Source organism: Oceanobacillus piezotolerans, assembly GCF_003665065.1.
Taxonomy (GTDB): Bacteria; Bacillota; Bacilli; order Bacillales; family Amphibacillaceae; genus Oceanobacillus; species Oceanobacillus piezotolerans.
Genome location: NZ_RCHR01000002.1, coordinates 735774 through 757254 on the forward strand (window position 1 = coordinate 735774; position 21481 = coordinate 757254).

17 protein-coding genes and 1 pseudogene are annotated in these 21481 nt (G+C 37.6%); 6 read left to right on the forward strand and 12 right to left on the reverse strand.

The window, feature by feature from the left end; genetic code table 11:
- Nucleotides 1–131: 131 nt before the first annotated feature.
- On the forward strand, nt 132–1862 hold the full coding sequence (gene cydD, locus D8M04_RS07740) for a thiol reductant ABC exporter subunit CydD (RefSeq protein ID WP_121522321.1): 1731 nt from the start codon (nt 132–134) through the stop codon (nt 1860–1862).
- Nucleotides 1859–3589, forward strand: coding sequence for a thiol reductant ABC exporter subunit CydC (gene cydC / locus D8M04_RS07745; RefSeq protein WP_121522322.1), 1731 nt, complete (start codon nt 1859–1861; stop codon nt 3587–3589). Before cydD ends, cydC begins: the two co-directional genes overlap by 4 nt.
- A 337-nt stretch (nt 3590–3926) precedes the next feature.
- On the opposite strand, the gene D8M04_RS07750 is transcribed toward cydC, so the two are convergent.
- From D8M04_RS07750 to D8M04_RS07760, 5 genes and pseudogenes are all read right to left on the reverse strand, one after another.
- Entirely contained in the window at nt 3927–4109 is a 183-nt protein-coding gene (locus D8M04_RS07750; protein WP_121522323.1) for an alpha/beta fold hydrolase, read from the reverse strand.
- Nucleotides 4110–4240: 131 nt separating this feature from the next.
- A complete protein-coding gene (locus D8M04_RS20660; RefSeq protein WP_342772634.1) occupies nt 4241–4486 on the reverse strand; it encodes a hypothetical protein in 246 nt (81 codons plus the stop codon).
- 9 nt (nt 4487–4495) lie between these two features.
- A pseudogene (locus D8M04_RS20665) lies at nt 4496–4726 on the reverse strand (transglutaminase-like domain-containing protein); the annotation flags it as partial.
- Nucleotides 4624–4848, reverse strand: coding sequence for a hypothetical protein (locus D8M04_RS20670; RefSeq protein ID WP_342772635.1), 225 nt, complete (start codon nt 4846–4848; stop codon nt 4624–4626). The pseudogene D8M04_RS20665 and the gene D8M04_RS20670, both read right to left, overlap by 103 nt.
- 362 nt (nt 4849–5210) lie before the next feature.
- The gene (locus D8M04_RS07760; protein ID WP_121522324.1) at nt 5211–6005 is read right to left on the reverse strand and encodes a DUF2935 domain-containing protein; all 795 of its coding nucleotides are present in this window, start codon (nt 6003–6005) and stop codon (nt 5211–5213) included.
- Between the two features lie 468 nt (nt 6006–6473).
- On the opposite strand from D8M04_RS07760, the gene D8M04_RS07765 reads away from it, so the two are divergent.
- Nucleotides 6474–6995, forward strand: coding sequence for a LysM peptidoglycan-binding domain-containing protein (locus D8M04_RS07765; RefSeq protein WP_121522325.1), 522 nt, complete (start codon nt 6474–6476; stop codon nt 6993–6995).
- Nucleotides 6996–7318: 323 nt separating this feature from the next.
- Here the strand turns inward: D8M04_RS07765 and D8M04_RS07770 are convergent, their stop codons facing one another.
- The 6 genes from D8M04_RS07770 to D8M04_RS07795 all read right to left on the reverse strand — a co-directional run bounded on the left by D8M04_RS07770 (nt 7319) and on the right by D8M04_RS07795 (nt 15264).
- A complete protein-coding gene (locus D8M04_RS07770) occupies nt 7319–8167 on the reverse strand; it encodes a ComEC/Rec2 family competence protein (RefSeq protein ID WP_121522326.1) in 849 nt (282 codons plus the stop codon).
- A gap of 390 nt (nt 8168–8557) precedes the next feature.
- Nucleotides 8558–8803, reverse strand: a complete 246-nt coding sequence (locus tag D8M04_RS07775) for a hypothetical protein (protein ID WP_121522327.1) — start codon at nt 8801–8803, stop codon at nt 8558–8560.
- A gap of 248 nt (nt 8804–9051) precedes the next feature.
- Complete coding sequence (locus D8M04_RS07780; protein WP_121522328.1) at nt 9052–9945, reverse strand: PhzF family phenazine biosynthesis isomerase; 894 nt, start codon at nt 9943–9945, stop codon at nt 9052–9054.
- A gap of 312 nt (nt 9946–10257) precedes the next feature.
- A complete protein-coding gene (locus D8M04_RS07785) occupies nt 10258–10755 on the reverse strand; it encodes an acetone carboxylase subunit gamma (RefSeq protein ID WP_121522329.1) in 498 nt (165 codons plus the stop codon).
- A 22-nt stretch (nt 10756–10777) separates the two neighbouring features.
- Nucleotides 10778–13072, reverse strand: coding sequence for a hydantoinase B/oxoprolinase family protein (locus D8M04_RS07790; RefSeq protein ID WP_121522330.1), 2295 nt, complete (start codon nt 13070–13072; stop codon nt 10778–10780).
- A 35-nt stretch (nt 13073–13107) separates the two neighbouring features.
- Entirely contained in the window at nt 13108–15264 is a 2157-nt protein-coding gene (locus D8M04_RS07795) for a hydantoinase/oxoprolinase family protein (protein WP_121522331.1), read from the reverse strand.
- A gap of 419 nt (nt 15265–15683) precedes the next feature.
- Here D8M04_RS07795 and D8M04_RS07800 point away from each other — a divergent pair, with 419 nt between their 5' ends.
- The 3 genes from D8M04_RS07800 (at nt 15684) to D8M04_RS07810 (ending at nt 19133) form a co-directional block, all read left to right on the forward strand.
- A complete protein-coding gene (locus D8M04_RS07800) occupies nt 15684–17681 on the forward strand; it encodes a sigma-54-dependent Fis family transcriptional regulator (protein ID WP_121522332.1) in 1998 nt (665 codons plus the stop codon).
- A gap of 75 nt (nt 17682–17756) precedes the next feature.
- On the forward strand, nt 17757–18446 hold the full coding sequence (locus D8M04_RS07805) for a CoA transferase subunit A (RefSeq protein WP_121522333.1): 690 nt from the start codon (nt 17757–17759) through the stop codon (nt 18444–18446).
- A gap of 24 nt (nt 18447–18470) precedes the next feature.
- The gene (locus D8M04_RS07810; RefSeq protein WP_121522334.1) at nt 18471–19133 is read left to right on the forward strand and encodes a 3-oxoacid CoA-transferase subunit B; all 663 of its coding nucleotides are present in this window, start codon (nt 18471–18473) and stop codon (nt 19131–19133) included.
- A 1203-nt stretch (nt 19134–20336) separates the two neighbouring features.
- Here D8M04_RS07810 and D8M04_RS07815 read toward each other — a convergent pair.
- Nucleotides 20337–21107 carry an SDR family NAD(P)-dependent oxidoreductase gene (locus D8M04_RS07815; protein ID WP_121522335.1) on the reverse strand — a complete coding sequence of 257 codons (771 nt, stop codon included), beginning with the start codon at nt 21105–21107 and terminating at the stop codon, nt 20337–20339.
- Nucleotides 21108–21481 lie beyond the last annotated feature (374 nt).

Here is a 21481-nt window from a genome sequence, read left to right on the forward strand (position 1 = left end):
CACTTCCAGGGTAGTGTTATAATGGTCAAAACTTAGAATCATCATACATAATATGTGAATGACTAAACAACGATTGGAAACAATAAAAGGACATTGGTGCATTTGCCCTTGTCCCTATAGGAGGAATTCGATTGGCAACATTAAAGGACTTGGCATCTAAGCAAAAATCGAAAATCTTTTCTCTCGTTATTATCGCTGTGTTGTCCGGCTTATCTATAATTCTTCAGGCCTATTTATTTGTAGTGATTGTCGATCTTATTTTTCTAAAGCAAGAACCCTTCTCCGAGGTCCTCTCCCTTTTAATAGGATTATTAGGTGTTATGTTTGCAAGAACCCTTTTTCAATATACCAGCGGGAGAATTGGCATCAAAATGGCCTCGAAAGTAAAGAATGATGTAAGAAAAGCTTTACTGCATAAATTCTCCAATAATCCAATTCTAGCCTCCACAAAAGGACAATCGGGGCAAAAAGTAAGTGTAATGATGGATGCAGTCGATGAAATTGACAGTTATTTTTCAAGCTATATTCCACAGGTGATCCAGGCTTCCATCATTCCGCTCATGATTCTCATTTATATCTTCACCCAGCATTGGATGACAGCAGTTATTATTGTAATTACAGCACCATTCATCCCAATTTTCATGATGATTATCGGCTTTCAAACGAAAGATAAAGCAGAGCAGCAATTGGATAAAATGGCGGCCTTTTCGGGCAAGTTTCTGGACACCTTGCAGGGGCTTACGACGTTAAAACTATACGGTCGTTCCAATGAGAAAAAGAAAGAAATCGAAAAAAGCAGCCTTGATTTTCGAGATGCAACGATGGAAGTATTAAAAATCGCCTTCTCCAATTCGTTGGCATTGGAATTCATCTCCATGTTAAGTATTGGGCTTATCGCTTTAGAGGTAGCAATTCGTTTAATTATTTTTCAGGATATATCCTTTTTCATCGGATTTCTTATGTTAGTACTCGCACCAGAGTTTTATACAAAATTAAAAGACTTGGGCAGCGCATTCCATACAGGAAGAAGCAGTATGGGTGCGGCTAAAAAGATCCAACACGAATTGGCTGAAGAGCAGCAAGCTGTGACTTGGGGTAATGAACGGCTTCCAACAGATCAACCACCGAAAATCAGCTTAAAAAATGCTGGCTTTTATTATGGAGAAGCTACTTTTTCCCTAAAGCAAATCGATGTCGAAATTAACCCTTATGAACAAGTAGCAATTGTTGGAAGAACAGGCTCAGGGAAAACGACGTTGCTCCATCTGATTGCAGGACTGCTTCCATTAGCAGAAGGAGAAATAGAAGTAAATGGGCGCCCGCTTTCTTCTTATCGTGAGAATGATTGGTATGACAGGTTAAGCTATATTTCACAGGATCCATATTTATTTTCTGGAACAATCGCAGAAAATATTGCAATTGGCACTCAGATGAACGCGACGAGACAGGAAATAGAAGATGCAGCTCGTCAAGCAGGAATTTCTGATCTCTTTGAATCTCTTGAAAATGGATATGACACACCCATTGGGGAAGCTGGAAGAGGACTTTCAGGTGGGGAAAAACAGCGAACCGCGATTGCAAGAGCTTTTCTTAAAAAGCCATCGATTATTCTCTTTGACGAGCCTACAACCGGACTGGACTTGGAAACAGAACGAATTTTACAAGCTTCCATCAAGAAACTGGCAAAGCATTCCACCATTATCACGGTCGCACATCGGCTTCATACGATTCAACATGCGGATAAAATTTTATTTATGGAGAATGGACAGGTCTTAGCAGTTGGCACTCATGAGGAATTGCTGCAAACGGTGACATCCTATCGACAAATGGTTGAAGAACAACAAGGAGGTGCCTTACATTGAGAGATATATCTGTCATTATCAAAGTATTGCTTATGGAAAAGAAAGATATTTACCTCTCTGTTTTATTTGGCGTCATTGCGGGATTAACAGCTGTAGGATTGTTTTCTTCTAGTGGATATTTAATTTCAAAGGCCGCATTAGCTCCTCCGATTTACACTTTAATGATACTCGTTTCCATCGTAAAATTATTAGGAATTATATCGGCATTAAGCCGCTACGGGGAACGCTTTTTTTCCCATCGTGCGACATTTACGATGCTGAGTAATTTACGTGTATCCTTTTATGAAAAATTAGAGCCGCTGGCACCGAGATTATTTCATCGTTTTCGAAGTGGTGACCTTCTAGCAAGAATTGTTGGCGATGTGGAAACACTGCAAAATTTCTTTTTACGTGTCTTCTACCCTCCCATTGTGTTAGCTCTTGTTTTCTTTTGCACGATTCTATTCACTTCTGTCTTTTCTGTTCCTGTTGCGCTGATTCTTTTAATCGGATTTTTCCTTACCACCATTGTGGTACCAGTATTATTCGCAATAGGTCAACGAAAGGTTAAAAGCAGCGTTAGAAAGCAACGAGGTGATTTGTCGACTAAGCTAACCGAGTTTCTTTATGGCTTTCGTGATTTAAAAATCTATCAGCAACTGCAAGTGAAAGAGAATGTAATCGATCAATCTTCCCTTGCATATTCAAGGGAGCAGGAACGGAACGGAATTCATCAACTATTCAGCGAGTCGATGAATACATTCCTTTCCCTCGTGGTTTCTTGGGTTGTTCTAGGCGTGGCAGCTTATCTGGTCACTACTGGACAATTAAACGGGATTTTTCTAGCCTTGCTTGTGATGATTTCGCTAACCGTTTTTGAAAACACTTCACCTATGGCTGCTTTTGCAAGTCACTTTGAAGATAGCCGCCAAGCAGCAGAACGGCTAGGAGCAGTAGTAAGTGAGAAATCATTCGATAAAAAGATACAAAAAATAGAGCAGAATTACGATAAAGCCCCGTCGATCACGATGGAAAATGTAACGTTTGGATTTCCTGGAGAATCCCGGGCAGCCCTGAAAGACTTTTCTGCAGTATTTCCATCTGGATCAAAAACAGCAATAGTCGGTCCAAGTGGTTCGGGAAAATCCACGGCGATGCAACTGTTCTTAAACATCTATTCTCCTGACGCGGGCAGCATCAATATTAATGGGCAGCCAATAGAACAGATTACAAATGAAAGTATTTGGAAACATACAAATGTAGTTTTGCAGGAGAATCACTTTTTCTACGGAACAATAAAAGACAATCTATTACTCGCGAAAGACAATCTCACCGATCAAGAAATGGAATTAGCTCTGGAGAATGTAAAGCTAGGACATTTTTCATTGGATGATGAAGTACTCGAGAAAGGAGAAAACCTTTCAGGCGGCGAGAAGCAGCGTCTTGCAATAGCAAGAGCAATGTTGAAAAACGCTCCAATCTGGATATTGGATGAACCAACCTCTTCCATGGATGCACTTACTGAATCACATATATATCAAAGAATCTTCCAGCAAGCTAAAGATGATACGCTCATTTTAATTAGCCATAAATTAACTGGGTTAGAAAAAATGGATCAAATAATGGTGATGGAAAATGGCAAGCTTATTGAAAAAGGAACCTTTGATGAGTTAATGAAAGAGCAAGGTTATTTTTATAAAATGAAGCAAATTGAAAAAAGCGTGTTTTTAGCGGGTAATGGCAGTTAGAATATAGGTTATCTTTGGTATAGAGTTGTGCGGTTTTGTGTAGCGGGGTTAAATCCTCTTGGTAATGGGATAATTTTTGGCACGGAGGGAGCTACTTTTCTAATGTCGTGACCGCTTGCACGGTAGTAGAGCCGCCCCATAATTCACAAGGTATTTCACAAGATTTCCACGACTGTTTTCACAGTATAAAAAAATTAAGAAGGCTCAGAGAACTAAAATCCTCTAGCCTTATTTTTATTCTACTAAAGCACACGTTTGTTTAATAACATATATAATGAAATAGGTTTTTAATAAACTTTTGGATTTATTCTCTTTTAAGTTCGTGTCACGGCAAACTTCATTCTTCCATAAAAGCAATAATATCATGATACAGCTTCTCAGGATGGGTGAGATTTGCCATATGGTCAGCACCTGGAATTCCTGTGATTCGAGCGTCTGAGTGCTTACGAAAATAATTGGCAACACGAGGATTATCGGATGAATCCTCCTTACCAATTATCAATAATGTTTTGGCCGTCAATTCTCCTAATCTTTCGATAGCCGGTGGCTGTGGCCAAATCAATTTAATAAGCGAACATTCGGTTCATATGGGGCCGAAGTAATTGAACCATTCAATCGCGGTGAGGACTGGCTATATAGGAGTTGATAAATTTATATACTTTCAGGTAAATAATGTTTATACATTTCTAATGCATCAGTGTGCTCTTTTAAAACCTTAATTGTTTTAGGATTTGGCTTTACATAAATAACAGGATAGTCCTTTTCATCAAACTTCTCATTAACTGAAAAGGCTAATTTCTCTTCCTTTATCGAAAATTGAGCATCAACACCAGTTTTGTTTCCACGAGCATCTAATCGTATCCATTTTTTAAGAGTTTCGAAATAAACAGCATTCAAAGTATGGAGTGAATATCCTTTTTCAGGGGTGTCAAACAACATCAATCGTTGATAACAGAAACCTGTTGGTATTCCTTGCGAACGTAATAATGATGCTAATAGATTTGATTTTGCATAGCAAATTCCTTCATTATACTTTAAAACATCTGATGCTTTACAAGTAACTTGTTTCCCTTGAATATCCCAAGAATGTGATATTTCATCACGAACAAACTCAAAAGCAATTTTTGCTTTTTCAATTCTGTTTGAGTTGGGATGAAAAGTTCCTCAATTTTTTCTTGAACAATTGGATTAGAGAAATTAATTTCATCTAATTCAAGCAAATAATCTTCTAATTGTTCAGATTCACAAACCATTTCCATTATGTCCGTCTCCCTTGAACATCATTGTATAAATATTCATAAATAAGGATTATTATACAGTGAAATAGAATGAATTTATAGATGTATTTTTTAAATTAAACTGCCCCGTTAGATATCTATTTCGTCTTTTTCCTATCGTCAAGTTTTCTTGAACAGCAGAAACCAGAACTTAAAGGAAATAGAAAATGAATGATTGCTAGTAAAGACATAATAATTGTCCAATATCAACAATAAGAAAAGTATTACTGCTATTCCAGTAAAGCTCCCTATAGTACAACAAGATTGGTGCTTCTATTAGCTGGTTTTTCTGAAAAAGAATAAATCAATTCAGCTGCCTGTTATGGCAACTGAATTGATCTATTTTACTGATTTAATCTTGAAAGATGAGCCTCAAATAAATCGATAATTTCCAAAAACCTTTCAGCTTCTCTAAATGTATGATCAGCTAGGAGTGGATGAATATTACTTTTAATACGACAAGCCTCAATTAAATCTCTTGCTGTTTTCTTAAAGTCCCGTAAGGAAACTACTGAAACTCTGTTTTGATCCAAGAATTGATCCAGTATTGGAACAGTTTCAGATTGCGGACGCATTGAATCTAAATCAACAGCCTGGAAAACCAGTTGATCAAAATCATGACTAAATTCTCTTGCTTGTTCTACTAGCTTCCTTTCGGATGGATCTAAAAGATGTCCAATAAATTTAGAATGGTCAGCCATAATCTTTAAGAAGAATAGATTTTCTTGAATAATGGTATCAGGTTCAGGGGCAAGTTTTCCTTCGTTGAGGTCTTTTAGTCTATTGGCAAAATAAGCTGCTTCTCTGCTAATGTGGTCAACTAATAATGGAAAATTATTTGATTGAATTTCACAACGTAAAGTTAATCCTAAAACTTTTCTTTTGTAACTCCAAATTGCAACAGCCGCTTGATAAACCTCACTATTAAAAGCTTGAACTTGTCGTAAATCCGAATTCACCGTAAATTTTGCCAACTTTTCTTCTATTCGTTCAAAAAGAGTGATGAACTGTTGGGCTTCTTCAATCAATTTGTTCTGTTCATAAGTAAAGCCCAAGCTTAAAAATAAAGCATGCTCCTTCATAATCCTCGACCAAAATTGAATTTCGTCCAAAGATCTCATGACGATTGGATTCGACATTACGCCCCCTCCTCACTTCACACTTCCTTCCCAAATATATGTAAGTGTACTTGTCCTTATTCTTGCTATTCTATAAAATTACTTAGATTACACTTACTTCTTAAACTATTCTGCCATTTAATACAATAAGAAAAGATAGCTGCAGTTAGATTTCACCTTTAACTCTTGCACAGTTACTTTAGTATATTCTTTCACTATTCATCGGGTAGGTGGCCAGTCGCTTGGTAGCTGACAGGAAACGATAAGAAATACCAAGGTCAAAGCCTCGTGAGAAAGCAACTCCCTAGCGAAGCAAATCATCATACTGCAACTGATTGGCATTCTTTCCTTTGTACAATACAAAAAGCCATTTTATTCATATTACAAGTAATTTTCAATTCTATTACATCCCTAATAAGTCAGATAAATTTCCGAATCTATATAATGCTAATACTTTTAAAACAAAATAAATTTGGAGGGCTTTTTTTTATGAAATATATTATTCTAGTAACTTTACTTACAGTTGGACTGTTCCTGTTACCTGATTCAGCTTCTGCTCATGGAAAGTATACAGTTCAATCAGGGGATGTTTTATTAAAAATTTCTAAGAATCATAATGTAGACATTGATACGTTACTTGCTTCGAATCCTTTTATAGAAAATCCGGATATCATTTTTCCTGGACAAATTATAACAATACCGGATGGAAACGGACAACAGTTTACAGTTACTGCCTATACAGCGGGTTATGAGTCAACCGGAAAACGACCAGGCGATCCTGCTTACGGCATTACCGCATCAGGTACCAAAGTAAAGGAGGGTCAAACGATAGCTTGTCCTCCATCCATTTCATTTGGAACTACAGTACATATTCCAAACTTAGGTCAAACATATACTTGTGAAGATCGGGGAAGCGCAATTACAGAAGGGCGATTAGATGTATATATAGCAGATCTGGATCAAGCTTTACAGTTCGGTGTAAAAGAATTGCAAGTACATATTTTAAATTAACTTAAGTAATTTAAAGACTTACGATAACAAACGTAGACCCCACTAACAGAGTGGGGTCTACGTTTGTTGCGGGGAGATTAACCATCTATTGTTGGTTATTTCATTTTCAAGACTTAAATCATAAAAAAGTCATAAAATATAAAAGGTGATACATATTTGTCATGTATAATATTTATCGCCCTTTTGCTTGTAAAACTAAAGACACCAGTTAGTGGAAGAAGAAAAGTGAATCCTTTTCCACAATCACGCCCCATTATGAATTAGTTATTGTCTTTTTTACTTTTCTAGGATGTAACGTCATTAGTATCTAGTTATGGATGACCTTATCTTTCCATCTCTATCCACGGCTCAAATTCAGGCATAACACTGTATTCCTTTCCGTTGGTTTCAACTACCACATTTCCAGATTTTGCAGTGGAATAAATCTGTGTTTTGAGTTTACCCAAGTTCTTAATTACGCGATCTTCCGGATTTCCATATCCGTTTGCTTGACTGTAGGTTATAACCGCCGCCTGGGAATTCACTTCTTTTAAGAACTTCATGCTACTCGAACTAAAACCATGATGAGCTGCCTTAAATATCTCTGCCTCCACATCGTATTTTCTCCTGATATCTTCTTCCTGTTCCGCCTCAACATCACTCATAAACAGAAAGTCAATTTCGTCATAGGATACTTTCAAAACAACGGAAGACTGATTATTGCTTTCTATATCCCCGCCTGCATTCAATACTTGAATATCCAATTTATCATCCAATTGGAGCCTCTCTTTTTCCTTCGCTGTTTTAACAGGAATTTCCTCTCTAAGAATAACCCATAGATAGGCAGCATATGTCCTTGTCGAATCGGCCCTACCATTGTCGATGAGTTGTTTGACCGGAAAATTTTTCATCACTTCAATGAGTCCTCCAATGTGATCAAAATGTGGATGCGTTGCAACCATCAAGTCAATTTCTTCAACATTGGTCTGTTTTAGATACTCCACCAATTTAGGTCCCGCATCCGGCTGGCCTCCATCTATTAAAATAGATTGTCCCTTTGGAGTCTCGATCAATACACTATCTCCATGGCCAACATCAATGAAATGAACACGCATAGGGGGATTTGAGTCAGCGTAGATGCCGGCTGGAAAGACGAAAATTAGAATAAAGAGGAAGCTAATCCATCTTTTCATAATAAAGTCCCTCCTTTATGTGTGATTCTTCCCTAGGTAAAAGCTGATTAAACTGCGAAAGACGAGACATATTTAAAACAATCAAGAAATGAAAAATAACAGGCGTAGATTCGGAAGCTATCCTATATGGAATCAAGGTGTGCCATTATACATAAAATGGATTCCTTCTTTAAGGAAAGCACCCATTTGTTGAAGATGTATTACCCAATAATCGGTGCCCAATAGTTAAAGCGTAAATCCTGGCAATATTCACTTTCCTCTAAAGTTGCTATTAAACAATATAGCCCGATTATTGAATAAGAGCAAAGGCGCTTGTTCAACTATTCTACCTCTTTAGTAAAAGAAGACCGTCACATTGACTATCCTTGTTCAAGTTAAGCACCCTATAGTTTAATAAGCCATTGGCAATGTAGATATAATAAAAACTATAATTAAAACTAATTTAATATAACCGCCATATTTTGGGGTTCCGTGCTTCTTTTCTAACATAGAAACGTAAGTAATTAGCAAGGTCAATCCAATGACCAAAATGGTAAATCCTACCTTGTCATCTTGAAGAAGCAAAGCCCTCAGTGCAAAAAATCCTATTAACAGATATCCAATATATCCTAATGTAAATTGAATAACTTGCTTCACTCTTCATCCTCGCTCCCTTTTAGTTATTACTCACTATTATTTCTTGTTGTTGCATATATTCCTTTTTATATGTCCGTAGTTTATCAGCTTTAGTAAAATAACTTCGACATAAAAAAGCGTTAATCCTTCTTGAATTAACGCACCCGTTACTTTAAGTACAATTATTCTCAAACTACAATAGCGACTGGATAAAGAATTGCATTAACTTTATAATTTAAGCACCTTGTAGATTAAAGAAAACTTTTTTATTAGATAACCACTTCAAATTCATTTACATATACTGCATTTCCTGTAATTTCTATTTTATAATTTTCTTGTGTCTTAGAAACGTGTACCAATACCCTACCATCTTTATCAATTTCCTGCCCTTGTTCTACTACAAGGTTTAAAGATTCTTCAAAATTTCTTTTTATATAATTAGCAAAATATGCTCCCATTACCCCTGAGGCAGTTCCTGTAACAGCATCTTCTATTGTACCAGAGAAAGGTGAAGAGAAGTGTCGAGCGTGCATATTAGCATCCGAATCATAGGTTTCTAAACAAAATGGGTGAAGGGATGCTTTTGGTATTTCTTTTAATATTGTAGGAAATAACTTATTATTTGGTCTCATTTTTTTAAAGGCATCAAGTGTTTTTATTGGAATTAAAAGTGTCCAAGTCCCTGTACTACCATATATAATCGGTAATTTATCATCAATATCCTCTTTTGTTATCCCGATGGAGTTAGCTAAGTCTTCGATAGAACCTTTATAATCTTTAAACTGTGGTGAAGCCTGTTTCATAGTTATAGATGTTTTATTATCAAGTGTTTTAACAATCTTTATTGGTAAAACACCTGCTTTTGTTTCAATTGTAAAATCCTTTTTATCCCCTAATAATCCTTTCGTTTTTAAAGCGTACACAGTTGCCATTGTGCCGTGTCCGCAAAGGTTCATTTCGTGACCCGGAGTAAAATACCGTATTCCAAGGTCAGCTATTTTAGACTTAACTGGAAAAGCTGTTTCATTAAACCCTACTCTTAGAGCAACTTCTTGCATTTCCCTATCTGTTAAGCCATTTCCATATAAAACAACCCCAGCTGGATTCCCTTTATTGGGTTCTTTACTAAAAGCATCATAATGATAAACCTTTACCGATTTCACGAGTTAATCCCTCCATTAAATTAGAGAATTATTTATATATTCTTTATCTTATTAAGATTTACCACTCGTTACCGCTGCATTTACCAATGGGATAACATCAAGTCCGGATTGGAATTTCGTTTTCTTTCACTGGTTAAGAAATGGACAGGAATCTAGTAAAAGAAAGCGTTCCTTGCTTTCTATTTAGTTATAGATTATCGGACATTTTAAAGGGGAGCAAGATGTCATAAGGAGTTAGGTAGCGTATTGTGATGCTTACAACTTAATGAGCCCGGACACCAATCTCCAACCTGGTGTCGGGCTCATTTAAATTCAAGCAGTAGGCAATGGTTTTTTCAGCCAATCTTTGTAAAAAGTATCGATATCGGGTTCAAAATCAAGTAGAATCGGATACCATGGTGGGACAGCTTCTGTTTCCAATTGGGTTGCGCAACCAGGACAATAGTATTCTCGAATGACTTGCCATTCTGGGTCTGGCGACATTAATTTTGGATAAATTTCGTTCATCAATTCCTCTGTATTACGTACAAATATTTTTGCTTCTAGCTTCCAATTTTCTCTGTAATCGCAAAATTCATGTCCGCAATCACATTTAACGATGCGATCACCGTTTTTCTTTTGGACAATATAGAGATGTAATCCGTATGGGAGTAGGATTGGATCATCCCATGGGACGCGCTCTTGTAAAACGCTCAAATGTAAGTCGAAGCGCTCGGGATCTTTAAAGTCGGACATCATTTCTTTTAATTGATAAAACTCTAATGTACCGTCCACTAATTCTGCAATTCTCTTTTTATCGTATTTTGCCATGTTCCTTCACCTCACTCGTAATTTATTGTTTAATCCGTTCTTTTTTCTCTTTGAAACGATTAATTCGCGATCCTAACAATGGTACATCTAAATCTTCTTCATATATCATCCATTCTTCAGGCAAATTCCAGAACTCTTTAAACTCATCGGTAAATTTCTCACTGAGTGCGAAGCTTTCGGCATACATATGTCTGACTTGTAATGCCGCATCCATATTGACAACATTGTCACGTGAATGGTTAATCCATTCCTTTGTACTGACACTACGATTCAATCGGTCTTTTCGAATTTGTTTTCGTTTCTTTTCAGTCGCATTAAGATCAATAGCATAGGTACCATTATTCTCGGTGAATACACAACCATACACTTTTTCAGCATATCTTAATAAAATATATTTTTCATTTAAGTCTGCTTCGACGTCTTGTGGTCTGCGGTCAAGTGGATCACCAAATCCTGGACCACCACGCAAGTAATTCATGATAACATCATAGTCTTTGAATTCCTCTTGAGTTGTCACTGCTTGGCGATCACGATGGATAGCTTCGGCATTCATTACTGTTTCAAAAACTGGGTTATCGGGATCGGTATCTCCACCTAATGGAATCGGTTGTTTATTTTTAATTCGGTCTTTAATATCTGTCTTGTTTGCTTGGAAGCGATATCCTGCAGCAGCTGGATAACCACCCATTAGTCCACCATCTGTTGCCATCACTCCAGAGCCAGCCATGAACATCGTCCATTCCTCAGCGCCCCAGCCAAGGCGTAGCGATTGCCAGCCATTTCCACCGCGGTATTTTCCTGCACCACCAGAACCTGGTAGAATTTGTCTGCCTAAAAAAACGAGTGGCTCTAACAATTCCCAAATTTCCATGTCACCCATATCACCCTCTGGATTCCAAAGGGCAGCGGTATGGCTTTCCCCGTCTTGAACAGCACTTGCTCCAACACCACATGAAGATGTTTCGAAGCTATTCATCGCAGACAATTGACCATATTGATCATAGCCTCCACCCATAAGCCAGTTGGAAGTATGGGCATTTCCGGCATTTATCTCTTCTAAATAACCACGACCATAGTATGCACGTGACAGACCGCGCCAAAGTGGCGACCATGCGGCTACAAGGGCATGCCATGTATTGGAATGGGCAGAACGAAGGTCGTCAGGGTTAAACCAAGAACCGAGTGGTATACCAAATTCACTTGCATAATAGGCACCATCATTGATCCGGTCATTCGGTACTAGTGTTTGTGACAGCATAACCCATATTCCACTCGTAATTGATACAGGTGTTGCATTAAATGGATGCCAGCCCCAACGATTCGATCCTTCAAAATCAATTTTTAGTTTTCCGTCTTTATGAACAGTAATCTCAGACGGGGTGTGCAAAATTGTATCAACCTTAGCAAAAGATGGTAAATCTAAGTCTTTAAATGGAACGTCAACAAAAGAGGCTTGACGATATTTTCCAGGTATTAGCATCGTTTTTGATTGGTTTACAAATCCACGACGCCCGTCTTCAATGATTTCACGTATAAACTGTTTATATGCGTCAACGCCTTCTTCTTTGACGACGTCTAAGACTAAATCACGAATCATATGACAACCAGCAATCCGTGTTTTTTCATCCAAGGTCCAATATTTTACAGCACGGACAGAACGTGTACTTTCCAGTAACCAGTCTTTTGATAAAACGTCGTTCTGACCAATTTTACGACAGGTTACTTGATAGCCATCATCATAGCGCTGCACAGGGCCCATCGGCATACTTCCCGGGGCACTCGCACCCGTATCAATTACGTGGGTTACCCCACCTGCCCAGCCAATTACCTCACCTTCCCAAAAGATTGGAACTAATGTATGGACATCACATGTGTGTACATTTCCAACATGATTATCATTATTACAGAAAATGTCTTTATCATTGATTCCAGGATTGTCCTCGTAATCATTATTAATCATAAATTTAATAGCTGCGCCCATGGTTCCTACGTGAATAATAATTCCTGTTGATGTAACAATCGAATCTGCTTCAGGTGTGTATAAACTAAAACATAATTCTCCTTCCTGCTCGACAATAGGAGAAGCAGCAACTTTTTTCGCTGTTTCCCTTGCATGTACAACACCGCCACGAAGTTTAGAATATATTTTTTCAAAACGAATTGGATCCGCTTCTTTAAAGGGAAGCTTTGTTAACCCAGCATAGTGACCTGTTTCTCGACTAATTTCATCTATTTCATGGCGCATTTCCTTTAACGTTTTTCCGTCCCAGCCAATCGGCTTTTTTGTTTGCTGTATTTCATTAAGCACTTTCGCCAAATTCATTACCTCCTCAAATTTTTGTAAAACTGCAATTATAACTCTTTTAGGTGGAAAATTCGCTTTTCATCCAGATATGCTTCGAATCCAATTGGAACAACAAGAGTTGTTGCACTTGATTCAATAATTGAAAAAGCTGTGATCGTATTTCCAGGCTTAAGTTTTTCCATCTCATAAATAGACGCATTTAGAAATTCTCCATCCCAATACACTTCACGATTGCCTAGGTAAGCTTCTTCAGGTGGCTCTTTACTAGATAATGATTCCTCTGGTATTTTCGGTTTGGGCACTTCAACGACACCACGAACAATTGCCCCTGTGATTGAATAACCTAACTCTGGTGATAAGGCTGACTTCGAATATACTTTTGAATATGTTTCTTCAAATGTTTTTACTAGAGTTTCATAATCGGAAATACTCTTAAATTCTTTAATCGGTGCTTCAATTTCAAGGTCATTGAGTTGTCCTTGATATTGCATTCGATATAAAAGTTTGAAATCAACTTCATTATTAGAATAACCGTTTTTCTCAAATTCCTCGGCAACCTTTGTTTTTAACTCCGTCCAAGCCGCCTGTAATTCTATTCCTGCATTAAGAATGGCATCATCTTCCGCATGTTCCTCAACGTTTATATCTAAGGTTTTATCATAACGATATTCAAAATCTGCAGCGCCACAGCCAAATGCAGAGAAACCAGCAGCCCATGCTGGGATGAGAATATCTTCAAAGCCTAGCCCTTTCGTATATCCCGCTGTGTGTAAGGGTCCACCGCCACCATATGAAAAACATACATATTGTGAAGGAGAGTAGCCTTTTCCAAGAATCATAGATTCGAGGTAATTTCGCAGTTGGGATTCCAATAACTCGGTTACCCCGAAGGCCGCGTCTTCCACCGTTAATCCAAGTGGTTCAGCAATTTGCGTTCGAACGGCTTCATATGCCTTTTCTTTGGAAAGCTTAATGACACCACCAATAAAATTATCTGGATTGATCAGGCCAAGCACGACATGACAATCGGACACGGTAACAGTTTCAATGCCTCCCTCAGGATTACACACACCAACACGTGAACCTGCACTATCAGGTCCAATAACTAGGTTTCCATAGTTCGGATCAACACGTACAAAACTTCCCGTTCCTGCTCCCGTTGTATCCATGGAAACAAGTGGTAACGAAAGGACAAGGCGCGCCATGGCTGGATCGGTTTCAATAGCTAAATTTCCATCTGTGATCAGACCAATATCAAAACTTGTTCCACCGATATCCGAGCATGCGACATTTTTAAGACCGAGATTTTCACTTAAATACTTCGCTCCGACCATCCCACCAATTGGACCGGAAACACAAGTACGTGCTAATTCATTTGCCTGAATACCAATGGTTCCTCCATGACTTGCCATAATACGAAGGTCAAATTCTGCTCCTTGTTCACGCAATGAATGGTCTAACATTTCCAATGTCTTTCGTGAAGGCTCAGCAGCATAGGCCTCAACGATTGTCGTATTCGTTCGATGGGACTCCTTTCGAACGGGATAATAGTCAACCGTAGCAAAGACTTTAATATCTTTATTTTCCTGTTGGATCATTTCTTCAGCAATATCTCTAATTTTTCGTTCATGTTCAGGAAATTTGTACGAATGAAGTAGACTGATCACTATAGCTTCTACATCTTCGTCAAGTAAGGATTGGATCGCTGGTCGAATATCATTTTCATAAAGTGGTATAACAACATTCCCGAATAAGTCGACCCTTTCTGTAACACCAACTGTCCATTTTCGAGGTACAAGTGGTGAATCGAAATGATGGGTATTAATATGAATTCGGTCGGAATAGGAATATCCTAAGTAGGATTGTACTCCACGTCCCATTCGGTGATTGTCTTCTGTCCCTTTATTAACAATTAATCCAACTCGTTGCCCTACTCGTGATACCAAGCGATTGAGCATTGCTGTTCCAGAGTAAACCCCTGCGAGTAGATTCGGATATTCTTCTTCAATGACGGCATCCCATTGATTGAGTGCATCGATGGCAGAGTTTCTCAGGCCAATATGCTCGTCTTTAGGTGTTGTTTGTGCTTTCCCAACAACAAACTCCCCTGCTTCATCAATAATAAAAGTGTCTGTCATCGTTCCACCTGCGTCAATTGCAAGAATTTGTGACCTTGCCAAATTATATTCGCTCCCCTCATCCATAAGGATATTTAGTTTTACAGCATGTCTGTGACGTAGTACGGTCTTCTTTGAAAAGTTGCTGTTACAAATACACTTGCAAATTGCGTGCCAGCTTTTTTAAAAATAAAAGCTTTTAAATGTAAGGGCTTACATACCGAGTGTTGTTCAAAATGTGTAGCGAATAGCAACAGGTGTAGCGCAACAATGGAGTTGATTGCTTCAGTAAAAGGTTTAGTTTGTTTGGACCTAATAGAAGAATTGGCGAAGAAAAGATAGAAAAACAAAATATAATTATTGATTATTGCAAAAATTACGTAAATAATATAAGATGTATTATAATAGAAATCTACCCAATTGACCCGGCTCCCTTAGACAAATGCATTCTTGGTAAATCATTACTTGATGAAAAAGGATAATCATTTGATAAAGGAGGATAACCCTTGGAAAATTTATTCACCTCGATGTACTCTGCATTGGATTTGAACGATGATGCAAGTGCGATTAGGCGATCATGGGAGGATTTTGTTACTGATCATAATTATAGTACGTTGCAGATGCCTATAAGGAATGATATTTTAGATTCTTGGAAGCGTTGTCATAGCGATGGAATCAATCCTCTGCAGACTCAAGCAAGAGAAGGGCTTACGCCAATTGAGCTAGAGCAGTTATGGACAGAATCCGAACTCTATCATTCAGCAAAGCCAATTATTGAGGCTGTTTTTCAAAAATTAATTGGCACAGACTACTTGATTACGTTAAATGATGAAAAAGGGAACATGATTTATTTAAAAGGTGAAATAGATATATTAAGGAAGACAGAGAAAATGAACTTCACGGTCGGAATGGATTGGAGCGAAGCAGCAGCTGGAACGAATGCAATTGGGACAAGTATTATAACGAAAACGCCGATACAGATTTTTGCAACGGAACACTTTTGTGAGGGATTTCACTCAATGACATGTTCATCTGCCCCAATTTTCCAGCCTTACACAAGAAAAGTCCTTGGAGTGATTGATATTACTGGCTTATGGCCAAATGGACAACCACATACACTCGGTTTAGCTGTCACCATTGCCCAAACTATAGAACAAGAGCTTACGAAACTACACATTAAAAAATATAACTTCTTAATGGAATATTATCATCAAAAGAAATCGCAATGGAAAAACGATCCGATGCTCGTTATAAGCAATGATTTTCTGTTAGTTAACGGCAGTGATAAATTACTAAAAACCTTCGAAATAGATAAGATGATGCATTTAAATGAAAATCACCAACTCCGTGCTATTGTAAGAAAACTAAATGAGCGAAAATTTGATCGAACGGATCTCTCGACCCAGCTAAATAATGTTGAACTGCTTGGCCTTCGCCTTGATGATGTACATAGGATTCAAACTTCTGGTGAAACAATCGGATATGTCATTTTATTTAAAGGCAATTTGACAGACAAAGCACCTGCCATGACACAAGTGAATCCAATTACAAAGTATAATTTAGTTGGAGAATCAGGTGGTCTGAATCGAGTTTTGTATAAAGTTCAAAAAGCGGCAACAACAGATGTGCCTGTTCTATTAATTGGCGAAACCGGTACTGGTAAAGAAGAAATCACTCGAATGATTCATCAGGAAAGTCGAAGAAAGAAACAGCCATTTATCGCAATGAACTGTGGTGCGATTCAAAAGGACCTCATTGGCAGTGAGTTGTTTGGCTATGAAAGTGGGACCTTTACTGGTGGCAACAAAGGAGGAAAAAATGGAAGGTTCGAGGCAGCAAATGGCGGAACTTTGTTTTTAGATGAAATTGGCGAAATGCCCTTTGATCAACAGGTACATCTACTTAGAGTTCTAGAAGAAAAGGAAATTACAAGGCTAGGCTCTTCGAAGACTATCAAGGTGGATGTACGAATTATCGCAGCGACAAATCAGAATTTACAGGATATGGTTGAAAAAGGTCTGTTTCGCAAAGATTTATATTTTAGACTAAATGTTGTCTCAATCGAAATTCCGCCATTACGGGAGCGAAAAGAAGATATATTGCAGTTAAGTAATTACTTCTTAGCTAAATTTGCCAAGAAATATGAATTACTATCCCCACCGATCTTCGATGAAGAAACGGCGAGCATTTTAGCGAATTACCATTGGGAAGGCAATATAAGAGAGCTCAGGAATGTAATTGAACATGCGGTTATTTTTAGTATGTCATCAGCAGTAATTAATCGGACGCATTTACCCGATTATCTACTGAAAAACATTGAAGACTCCCCACAAAAGGAAGACAACAAAATGAATCTTTCTTTGATGGACAACCTAGAAAAACAGCAAATCATTGAGCTCCTGCAGATGAAAAACTGGAATATATCAGCAGTTTCGAAAGAACTGAGTATCGCGCGGTCAACTTTGTATCGTAAAATACAAAAATACCAGCTCGCGAAAACCTAACAGTTGCTTCGAATTCCCTTTTTAAATAGTTGGCATCCTATTTGCTATAAATGAAGTAGAAAGAGGTGAAAAGGAATGAAAAAAATTTTAACATCATTTGATGAAGCTGTACGGGATATTCAAGATGGTTCGACGATCATGGTAGGTGGTTTTGGACTTGTTGGGATTCCTGAGAATTTGATTCTAGCTCTAAGAGATGCGAATGTGAAGCACTTGACAGTTATCTCTAATAACTGTGGTGTTGATGATTGGGGCTTAGGTTTATTATTGAAAAATAAACAGATTGATAAGATGATTGGTTCCTATGTCGGAGAAAATAAGGAATTCCAGCGCCAAGTTTTATCAGGTGAATTGGATGTTGAGCTTGTACCACAAGGGAATTTGGCTGAGCGGATTCGAGCAGGCGGAGCAGGGATTCCTGCATTTTACACACCAGCAGGGGTGGGTACACCGATTGCAGAAAGGGTGGAAGTACGGACGTTTGACAATAAGGAATATGCGCTGCAAACGGCATTGAAAGCGGATTTTAGTTTGGTCAGAGCTGCGTTTGGTGATACCCATGGGAATTTAATTTATAACAAGACGGCGCAAAATTTTAACCCAATGATTGCTACAGCTGGGCAGGTGACGATAGCGGAAGTTGAACAGATTGTTGAAGCAGGTTCGCTTGACGCGGCACAAATTCATACGCCAGGAATTTATGTGCAAAGATTAATCAAAGGGAAGCAAGAGAAACGAATCGAAAAATTAACATTAACTAAATAAATCAGGGAAGGAGGTAACTCACGTATGGATAAAGAATTGATTCGGGAAAAAATAGCGAAACGAGCGGAACAGGAGATTGAAAGCATTTCCTATGTGAATTTAGGAATTGGTATCCCAACAATGGTTGCGAATTATATACAGCCCGATAAAGAAGTGGTGCTTCAATCAGAAAACGGTTTACTAGGGATTGGCAGATTTCCATTAAAGGAAGAAGTGGATCCTGATTTAATCAATGCTGGGAAGGAAACGGTCACTGCGACTATCGGCGCATCCTATTTCAGTAGTGCCGAGTCCTTTGCAATGATTCGCGGTGGTCATATTGATTTGGCGATTTTAGGTGGAATGGAGGTTTCGGAAGCAGGGGACCTAGCAAATTGGATGATTCCTGGAAAAATGATCAAAGGCATGGGTGGAGCCATGGATCTCGTTCAAGGGGCGAAGAAGGTTGTAGTAATTATGGATCATGTCAATAAAAATGGCGATCCAAAAATTCTAAAATCATGTACATTACCTTTAACGGGAAAAAAGGTTGTGAATCGCATCATTACGGACCGTGCTGTCATTGACGTAAGTGAAAACGGACTCGTCCTTGTGGAAGTGGCAAAAGGTTTTACAATTGATGATATTGTGAGCGCAACAGAAGCCAAACTACATGTCGATGAGAATGTGAAAATGGGGACCTATTGAATTAAGAAACGGCTCCAAAGCCGGAACGGATAATATGCAAAACGCACTTTATTTATGTGCATTTTGCAATGGAATTATTTAATAATCCAAAACCGTACAAATACTTTACAAACAAATCTCCCTGCGGCAAATGTCATAAAGATTATAAGTTATGGAAGGAGCAAGGAATGAATATTAAAGATAAACAAGAAAGGGTTGAAATGTAACCTTTGTCAAGGACGTTATAAATAGACTAGGCAACATCTAAAAGATGATTTCTGTATTGTACAGGAGTCATCTTTTTTACGTTCCATTTTAAATTTGCGTAATATAACCTGTATTTATGGTAACCCATAAAAATGTATATACAGTTTTATGAGTTACTTATCTTCTTTATCTAATAATCCTTAGTTGCTTTTTCAACTATATCAACCTTTATAACATCATTTATAGCAGCAAAATTACGGAATCTTTTATGAAGTTCTGCTTCTGGTATAAATGCTACTTCTTTGGTTTTTCTTTCTACTGTAGTTACATCTTCCTGTATTTCTGTATTTACAGGTTATTCGTCATTTTGGACAATCTTAGAAATGAATTCTGCATTCCCTTTTTTTTAGGGGGGCTTGTGGTTTTGGTCTACTATATTTATCCTTTAACGACTAAAATATCTCCGTATAGCCCTCCGATTAATAAAAGAGCAACTTGAAACAGGAGATGTAGACCAGTCAAGGACTGTATCGCTTAATACAACATCAAAGACTACCCAAATAGAAACTAATACCAATAATATTAAGAATGATGAGTTTGAGGATTTGTCTGAAGACATATTGAATATGGGTAAATAAGAAATAAGTCTTTATCCATCCCCTACTTATCCTTTCTTTTAAAATTGAAAAGAAATTTAACTATATATATTTTATCTTTATCATGTATTGCTGTAATTACGGTTTTATAGTTATACAGCAATACATGTAGTTTAGTTTTTATAGGAAATCTATCGGAGTAAATACATAGAATAATAAGATAACAAAAAGAGTGCAGAAATGATATGCTCCCCGTTAGGTAGACAGATTAAAAAATAAAAATTTATTTTGCCTTAGGGGGGTTTTTGTTTCCAAAAGATCGCACTCATTATTGTAAAGAGGATTTTAATATTAGCTCGATTGTACGTTTTTTGATTTAAAAAACCCTTCATCTTATTAAATGAAGGGTTTCTTAATCAAGTTATGCGGAAGTAGAAGATTGGCCACCATCAATTCGATAATAAGTACCAGAAATGAAGGAGGCTTTATCAGAAGATAAGAACACCATTAAATCTGCAATTTCTTCTGGAGTAGAATAGCGACCCATGGGAATAGAAGCTTCAATTGCTTTTTTAGCTGCAGCTGCATCTTCTGGGTTTGTATTCGATTCGATACGTTTCATCATATCTGTATCAACAGCTGTCGGAGCCACTGCATTTACACGAACGCCATATTGTGCTCCTTCTAAAGCAGCCGATTTAGTAATCCCTACAACTGCGTGCTTAGAAGCAACGTACGCGCTCATTCCTGGTGCGCCTAACCAACCGCCGTTTGAAGCCGTGTTGACAACGGCCCCACTTTTTTGTTCTTTCATTACTTGAAGAACATATTTTAATCCAAAGAATACTCCCATAACGTTAACATCTAGTACTTTTTTAATATTTTCCTCCGTAATATCCGTAATAAATTGATAATCGCCATTTATACCAGCGTTATTGATGAACACATCAATACGCCCATAATGTTCCTTTGTTTTTTCTACATAAGCTTTTGCTTCTTCCTCTTTTGCAACGTTAGCCGTAAGTGTTAAAACATCTGTGGCATCAATGGTAGAAGCAGCTTTTTCTAACGTTTCTTGATTTAAATCGACAAGTGCTAGTTTGGCCCCTTCTTTAGCGAACGATTTTGCTGTCGCAAGACCGATACCACCTGCAGCACCAGTAATTAAAACAACTTTGTCTTCAAATGACATCAAAAAACCTCCTAAAAATGTTCTCAATATTTCTCCACCTACAAATATGTATTCCCTAAAAACCCTTTCAAATCAAGATTATTTGTGATTTGAATCATTATTTCTTCTTTAATAAGTACAAGAGATGGAATGAATCAATAGTTTATCAACAAGTTCCTCCAAAGGTTGAATATTCCAAGACTGAATACGGTCAGATTTAAATACCAGTGTTAGCAGCTATGAGAGATTGGGGATTGAAACATCTTGAACATCTTGATGAATTATATGGTGAAGAAAATAAACTAAAAGGTTAATAAAATAATTAAAACTATCTAAGTATCTAGGGATATTCACAAGACAGAAATATATATTTCATAGATGTGAAATTAATTATG